Origin of the sequence: Synechococcus sp. R8-2, from assembly GCF_047461715.1 — a bacterium.
GTDB lineage: Bacteria > Cyanobacteriota > Cyanobacteriia > Thermostichales > Thermostichaceae > Thermostichus.
On record NZ_JANSHQ010000284.1, the window covers coordinates 1 to 7,350 of the forward strand.

Consider the following 7,350-nt stretch of genomic DNA (forward strand, 5'->3'; position numbering starts at 1 on the left):
GGGGGGATCAACCTGTGGGAGGCCAACCTGAGGCGGGCCAACTTGCGCTTTTGCAACTTCAACGGCGCCCGGCTGCGGCAAACGGATTTGCGCCAAGCGGATTTGCAAGGGGCCAAGCTGAGCGGAGCCGACTTACAGGGAGCCGACCTGCGGGGATCCGACCTGAGGGGGGTAAAAGTTAGCGGCACCAGCCTGCGGGGATCCCGGCTTTCGGAAGAGACCCACCTAGAAGAACGGGTGCGCCACATCTGGCAGTTGCAGAATTGGGGGGGACAGGGACAGGATTTCTCCGGCCAAGACCTGAGCAAAGCCGATCTGCGGGAACTGGTGCTCTGTCAGATCCGGCTGAGGGGAGCGGATCTGAACCGGGCGGATCTGCGTGGATCCAACCTAGAGGGAGCAGATTTGGGGGGAGCCAACCTACAGCGGGCGGACTTGCGGGGGGCCAAGCTGTCCAATGCCGACCTGGAAGGGGCCAATCTCAGCGGTGCCGAGCTGCGTCAGGCCCAGTTTCAGGGGGCTAACCTGCGGCGGGCCGATGTCAGCGGGGCCAACCTAACCCAAGCCAACCTGGAAGGAGCTCAGATCGAAGGGTTAAAGCACAGCGGATCCCGGATTGCCGGCCTGATCTTTCCCGACGGCACCCCGATCAAGCCCTGGTGGTGGTAACAGGTGCCTACCGCTCACCCAATGAGCCAAATCCAAAGGAATCCCAAGATCCCCCGGCAATTGGGCAAACCCGGATCACCATAGGAGTAGAGATACCTATGGAGTACAGCTATGGTTCTGGCAGAACAGCTCTCGACAAAACCGCTCACCGCCGACGAGCTTCGCAAAATGGATGCCTACTGGCGGGCCGCCAACTATCTGTCGGTCGGGCAAATCTATTTGATGGATAACCCGCTGCTGCGAGAACCCCTGAAACTGGAACACGTGAAGCCGCGCCTGCTGGGGCACTGGGGCACCACACCCGGGTTGAACTTCATCTACGTGCATCTCAACCGCATCATCAAACGGGAAAACCTCAACATCCTCTACATCACCGGCCCCGGCCACGGTGGCCCTGCTCTGGTGGCCAACACCTACTTGGAAGGCACCTACAGCGAGGTGTATCCCAACATCGGCCAAGACGCCGAAGGCATGCGCAAGCTCTTCAAGCAATTCTCCTTCCCCGGCGGCGTGCCCAGCCACGTGGCTCCGGAAACCCCTGGCTCCATCCACGAGGGGGGAGAACTGGGCTATGCCCTGGCCCACGCCTTTGGGGCTGCCTTTGATAACCCCGATCTGCTGGTGGCCTGTGTGGTGGGGGATGGAGAGGCGGAAACTGGGCCCTTGGCCGCTTCCTGGCATTCCAACAAGTTCCTCAACCCCATCCACGACGGAGCAGTGCTGCCGATTCTGCACCTGAACGGCTACAAGATCGCCAATCCCACCGTTTTGGCCCGCCTCAGCCGTGACGAGCTGCAAAATCTGTTTGTGGGCTACGGCTACAAACCCTACTTCGTAGAAGGCTGCGAGCCGGCAGAGATGCACCAGTTGATGGCCGCCACTTTGGACACGGTGATCCACGAGATCCAAGAAATCCAGCAGCATGCCCGCAGCAAAGGGGATCCCACTCGTCCCCAGTGGCCGATGATCATCCTGCGCACCCCCAAAGGCTGGACCGGCCCCAAAGAGGTGGACGGCAAAAAGGTGGAAGATTTCTGGCGCTCCCACCAAGTGCCCCTGGCGGATCTGGCCAAAAAACCGGAGCACCTCAAGGCTCTGGAGGACTGGATGCGCAGCTACAAGCCGGAAGAACTCTTCGATGAAAATGGCCGTCTGCTGCCGGAGCTGCAAGAGCTGGCCCCCAAAGGGGAAAAACGCATGGGGGCTTTGCCCCACGCCAACGGCGGCCTGCTGACGCGGGAGCTGAAAATGCCGGATTTCCGTCGCTACGCCGTGCCTGTCCCCCGCCCCGGCACCACCGAAGCCGAAGCCACCCGAGTTCTGGGGCAATTTTTGCGGGATGTGATGAAGCTCAACCCCCACAACTTCCGCCTCTTTGGCCCCGACGAGACGGCTTCCAACCGCTTGGATGCTGTGTTTGAGGCCAGTGACCGCACCTGGGTAGCTCCCATCTACGATTGCGACGAGCACCTCTCCCCCGATGGACGGGTGATGGAGATCCTCAGCGAGCACGTCTGTCAGGGCTGGCTAGAAGGCTATCTGCTGACCGGGCGACACGGGTTCTTCTCCTGTTACGAAGCCTTTATCCACCTGGTGGACTCGATGTTCAACCAACACGCCAAGTGGCTGAAAACCACCCGGCACATTCCTTGGCGGCGGCCCATCCCTTCCCTCAACTACCTGCTGACTTCCCACGTGTGGCGGCAGGATCACAACGGCTTTAGCCATCAGGATCCCGGCTTTTTGGATCACGTGGTCAACAAAAAGGCCGAAATCATCCGCGTCTACCTGCCCCCGGATACCAATACTCTGCTCTCGGTGGCCGACCACTGCCTGCGCAGCCGCCACTACGTGAATGTGATCGTGGCGGGCAAACAGCCGGCCCTGCAGTACCTGGACATGGATGCGGCCATCAAACACTGCACCCAGGGCTTGGGAATCTGGGAATGGGCCAGCAATGATCAGGGTTCAGAGCCGGATGTGGTGATGGCCTGCTGTGGCGATGTGCCCACCATGGAAACCCTGGCGGCGGTGGACTTTTTGCGGCAGCACCTGCCGGAGATCAAGATCCGGGTGGTGAACGTGGTGAACCTAATGAAGCTGCAGCCGCCCAGCGAACACCCCCACGGCATTAGCGACAAGGAGTTTGTCAGTATCTTCACCCCCGACAAGCCCATCGTGTTTGCCTTCCACGGCTATCCTTGGCTCATCCACCGCCTCACCTACCGCCGTCCCAACCACCACAACCTGCACGTGCGCGGCTACAAGGAGGAAGGCACCACCACCACCCCCTTCGACATGTGCGTTCTCAACCAGGTGGATCGCTTTAACTTGGCCAACGACGTCTTGGAGCGGGTGGATCGCTTCAAGTACCGGCGGGATCACGTCCAGCAGCTTATCCGGGACAAGCTGGTGGAGCACAAGCAGTACATCTGCAAACACGGGGAAGATCTGCCGGAGGTGCGCAACTGGAAGTGGCCCTATTGAAGGGATCCCCACTCAACTAACTTTCGCCTCTGAGCTCTGGCAGGATAGAGTTTTCTTGGGCTCTGCCTGCCGGAGTTTTCTGAAGTCTAGAGGTTGAGGGTGTGAGGGGTTCAGAAAGGGTGGATGCGGATACACTTCCCGATCTGGAGGTGGAAGAAACAGAGTGGGGCGGGATGGCGCTCTCGCTGGGGCTGGGTTTGGCCCTCTCGACCCTTGTGATTGGGATCCGCCCCCAGGTGGTCGTTCCTTTTGGATTGAGCGCGTTGGGTTCGGCCCTGCTGGGATCCCTGCTCATCCCCGGGTTGCGGCGCTGGAAGGCGGGGCAAGTGATCCGCCAGGAGGGGCCCCAATCCCACCAGAAAAAAGCAGGCACACCCACCATGGGCGGGATCAGCTTTTTGCCCGTGGGGCTACTGGTGGCCGGGATCTGGAGCGGCTGGGATCCCCATTGGCTGGCCGTCGCGCTGCTCACGCTGGCCTACGGTTTTGTCGGCTGGCTGGACGATTGGCTGGTGATCCGACAGCAATCCAACAAGGGGTTGTCTCCCCAACACAAGCTGTTGCTCCAGGTGGGAGTTGCCCTTGGGTTTTGTGTCTACCTGGCCTGGCAGGGGATCCCGACCAGTCTGACCTTGCCGGGGATAGGCACCCTCTCTCTGGGCTGGCTGTTCTGGCCCTTGGCCCTGTTTGTGTTGGTGGGCACCAATAATGCCGTAAACCTCACCGATGGTATGGACGGCTTGGCGGCAGGGGTGGTGGCCATCCTGCTGATTGGGCTGGGGCTCCTTCCCAGGGATCCAGAGCTATCGGTGTTGGCTTTCACCCTGAGCGGTGCCTGCTTGGGGTTCCTGGTTCACAACCACCACCGGGCGCGGCTGTTCATGGGCGATACCGGATCCCTGGGGTTGGGGGGCGCTCTGGCCGGGTTGGCGCTGCTGGGGGATCAGCTCTGGGCCTTGGCCCTGATGGGGGGAGTGCTGGTGGCAGAGGCGCTGTCGGTGATGCTGCAGGTGGGCTACTTCCAATACACCAAACGCAAAACCGGCACAGGCAGACGGCTGTTGCGCATGTCGCCCTTGCACCACCATCTGGAGCTGGGGGGCTGGTCGGAGGTGCAGGTGGTGGGATCCCTCTATGGGATAACGGCGCTGCTGGTGGGGCTGGGCTGGGCCTGGTGGCACTGGACCGGAATGTGAGTTCGAGCTGGGGATCCACCGGGATTCCAATGGGGGCCTGACCTCAAACGGGTTGTTCGGCGTGGGAAATGGCCACCAGCAGATCGGCCCCCACCCGCTAAGTCCCGGGATCCCTTCTGTTGTGAGGAAAACGCAAAGATTACTGACCGATGTTTGTTCCCTGTCAAATTTCCAACTGAATCTTTTACATTCACCGTTGCAGATCGGGGATCGCTGTAACGTATGGATATGAACTTAAGTTAACATTGCCTTCCCCTGTAACCCAGTTGGAGGCCTCTAAAAGGAGTGTAATCTCATGATGCCGAGTGGCTCCAAAAATTCCGATAGGCCAGCGGCACAGTCAGGGCACAGCGATTTGGTCTCCGACCCGCCGATGCAAGCGGCTCCTTCTCCGGCAGGTGCTGCTGAGCTTTCCTCTGCGCGGCCGTACGTGGTGTTGCACGGCCATTTCTATCAGCCGCCCCGAGAGGATCCCTGCCTCAACCGCATTCAGCGACAGCCGAGCGCCAGCCCCTTTCACGACTGGAACGAGCGCATTTGGGCGGAATGTTACCGCCCCAACGCCTTTGCCCGCGTTCTGGACGACCAAGGACGGGTGGTGCGCATTGTCAACAACTATGAATTCTTGAGCTTTAACTTCGGCCCTACTCTCCTCTCTTGGCTAGAGGAGCATGACATTGAAGTTTACCAACGCATTTTGGCCGGCGACCGTCTCAGCGCTGAGCGGCTGGAGGGTCATGGCAATGCCATCGCCCAAGTCTACAACCACGTCATCCTGCCCCTGGCCAACGAGCGAGACAAGTACACCCAGATCCGCTGGGGAATTGCCGATTTCCAACACCGCTTCGGGCGCCATCCCCAGGGCATGTGGCTGGCCGAAACCGCCATTGATGCAGCAACGGTCACAGCCTTGGTCGAATGTGGGATCCGCTTCGTCATTTTGGCCCCCAGCCAAGCGCAGCGCATTCGCCCCTTGGGACAAACGGAGTGGATCGATGTCAGCCAAGGCCAGATCGATCCCCGTCGGCCCTACCGCTGCTTTACCCCCGATCGGGAGGGGTACTTGGATATTTTCTTTTTCGATGGCCCCATTTCCCGTGACTTGGGCTTTGGGGATATCGTCTACAGCACCCACTCTCTGGCGGAGCGGATCCGTTCCGCTCTGCGCCCGGACAAAGAGGGGGAAGCCTATCTGATCAACTGTGCCACCGATGGCGAGACTTTTGGCCACCACAAGCGGGGTGTAGAACGCACGCTGGCCTATGCCTTTTGCGAGGAATTTCCCCGCCGGGGCTGGCAGGTGGGCAACTACAGCCATTTTCTCAGCCAACATCCCCCCACTTGGGAGGTGCAACTGAAACCGGTCACCGCCTGGAGCTGCGCCCACGGGGTAGGACGGTGGTCGCGAGACTGTGGCTGCGGAGCGGTGGGAGGGTGGCACCAACGCTGGCGGCAACCGCTGCGGGAGGCCCTCAACTGGCTGCGGGATCAGCTGGCCGAGATCTACGAGACGGAGGCCAGAGCCTACCTGCGGGATCCCTGGCTGGCGCGGGATCGTTACATCGAGGTGATTTTGGATCGGGAGCGCTGTGATGCCTTTTTGCAGGAGCACCAAAGCCACCGCCTCACCGCCGAAGATCGGGTGCAAGTGCTGCGCCTGTTGGAGATGCAGCGCTACAGCCAGTTGATGTTCACCAGTTGTGGCTGGTTTTTCGAGGAGCTATCCCGTCCTGAAGGGGTGCAGATCCTGCGTTACGCGGCACGGGCTATCCAGTTGGCAGCAGCAGTGGCGGATGTCAACCTAGAAGAGGAGTTTTTGCAGCGCCTGAGCAAGGCCCCCAGCAACCTCGACCTCTACAGAGACGGCAAGGGGGTCTATTGCGCCTTGGTGCGCCCCAGCTTGATCAGCCCGCAACGGCTGGTGGCTCAGCACGCCATGTTTTCCCTGTTTAACGGGATCCCCCGTTCCCAAGGATATGTGCTGGATCAAGTGGATCAAGAGCGCCTGACGATAGGAGGATCGACGCTGGCCATCGGGCGGGTGAAGCTCTCCTTTCCCACCACCCGCGAAGAGCACGACCTGATCTACGCCATGCTCCATCTCGGCGGCTGGGACTTTCAATGTGGCGTCAAGCCGTTTGCCGGGCGGCGCATCTACGAGCAGATAAAAGCGCGGCTGCTGGCCGGATCCCACAGTCGGATACAGATGATCCTGACCCTGCAAGATCTGTTTGGGCCGGAAACCTTCGACTTGAACGCCCTCGACGACGAAGATCGGCAGCAGATGATGCGCTGGCTCACTCAAGATACCCTAGACCGCCTGGCCCAGCTCTACCGCCAAACCTACCTGGACAATTACGGGGTCTTGATGGCCTTTCGGGCCGACGGCCTGCCGATCCCGGAAGAGTTGTTGGCTGCCGCTCAGATCACCCTCAACCAACGCCTGTTGACCAGTTTGCGGGCGATGGAAATGGAAGAGGGCAAGCGGGATCACCTGCTGGAACTGCGGGCAATTGTGCGCGAGGCCGAGCAGTTGGGGTGTCAGTTGCGGCGGGAAGAGGCAGCCCGGGTTCTGGATCGGCTCCTACAGCGGGGGATGTGGCACCTTGCCCACGCTTTTGAGCCGGAGACCTTCGGCGAACAGCTCTACAACCTGGAAGAATGGCTGCAATTGGCTGCAGACCTGCGCCTGCCCATCAACTTGGATCGCCTGCAAGAGCTCTATCTGACAGCGCTGGAGCGTCAAATTGGCCCGCGTTGCCCAGCTTGGCCCCAAGAAGACTGCCGAGACATTTCTGCCGAAAACCTGCACCGCCTCTTACAGATTGGGCAGCGGATTCGGGTCAACGTCAATGCCTGGCTGCGTCACCTACACCCCCAAAATTAAACCCCCAAGATTAAGTTGAGAGCTCAGTGAACTTTAAAGCCATCGGGATGACAGGATTCGAACCTGCGACCCCTTCGTCCCGAACGAAGTGCGCTACCAAGCTGCGCTACA

General features: G+C 60.3%; 4 protein-coding genes. All 4 read left to right on the plus strand.

The window, feature by feature from the left end:
• Positions 1-669: pentapeptide repeat-containing protein (locus tag NW819_RS07450; RefSeq protein WP_414413369.1), on the plus strand; the 669-nt coding region annotated here is incomplete at its 5' end.
• 111 nt (positions 670-780) lie between these two features.
• Positions 781-3,156, plus strand: a complete 2,376-nt coding sequence (locus NW819_RS07455; RefSeq protein WP_414329861.1) for a phosphoketolase — start codon at positions 781-783, stop codon at positions 3,154-3,156.
• A 173-nt stretch (positions 3,157-3,329) separates the two neighbouring features.
• Positions 3,330-4,352, plus strand: a complete 1,023-nt coding sequence (mraY, locus tag NW819_RS07460) for a phospho-N-acetylmuramoyl-pentapeptide-transferase (RefSeq protein WP_414413371.1) — start codon at positions 3,330-3,332, stop codon at positions 4,350-4,352.
• Between the two features lie 295 nt (positions 4,353-4,647).
• Positions 4,648-7,239 (plus strand): DUF3536 domain-containing protein, encoded by a 2,592-nt coding sequence (locus tag NW819_RS07465; protein ID WP_414413370.1) that lies wholly within the window; start codon positions 4,648-4,650, stop codon positions 7,237-7,239.
• Positions 7,240-7,350: the final 111 nt, after the last annotated feature.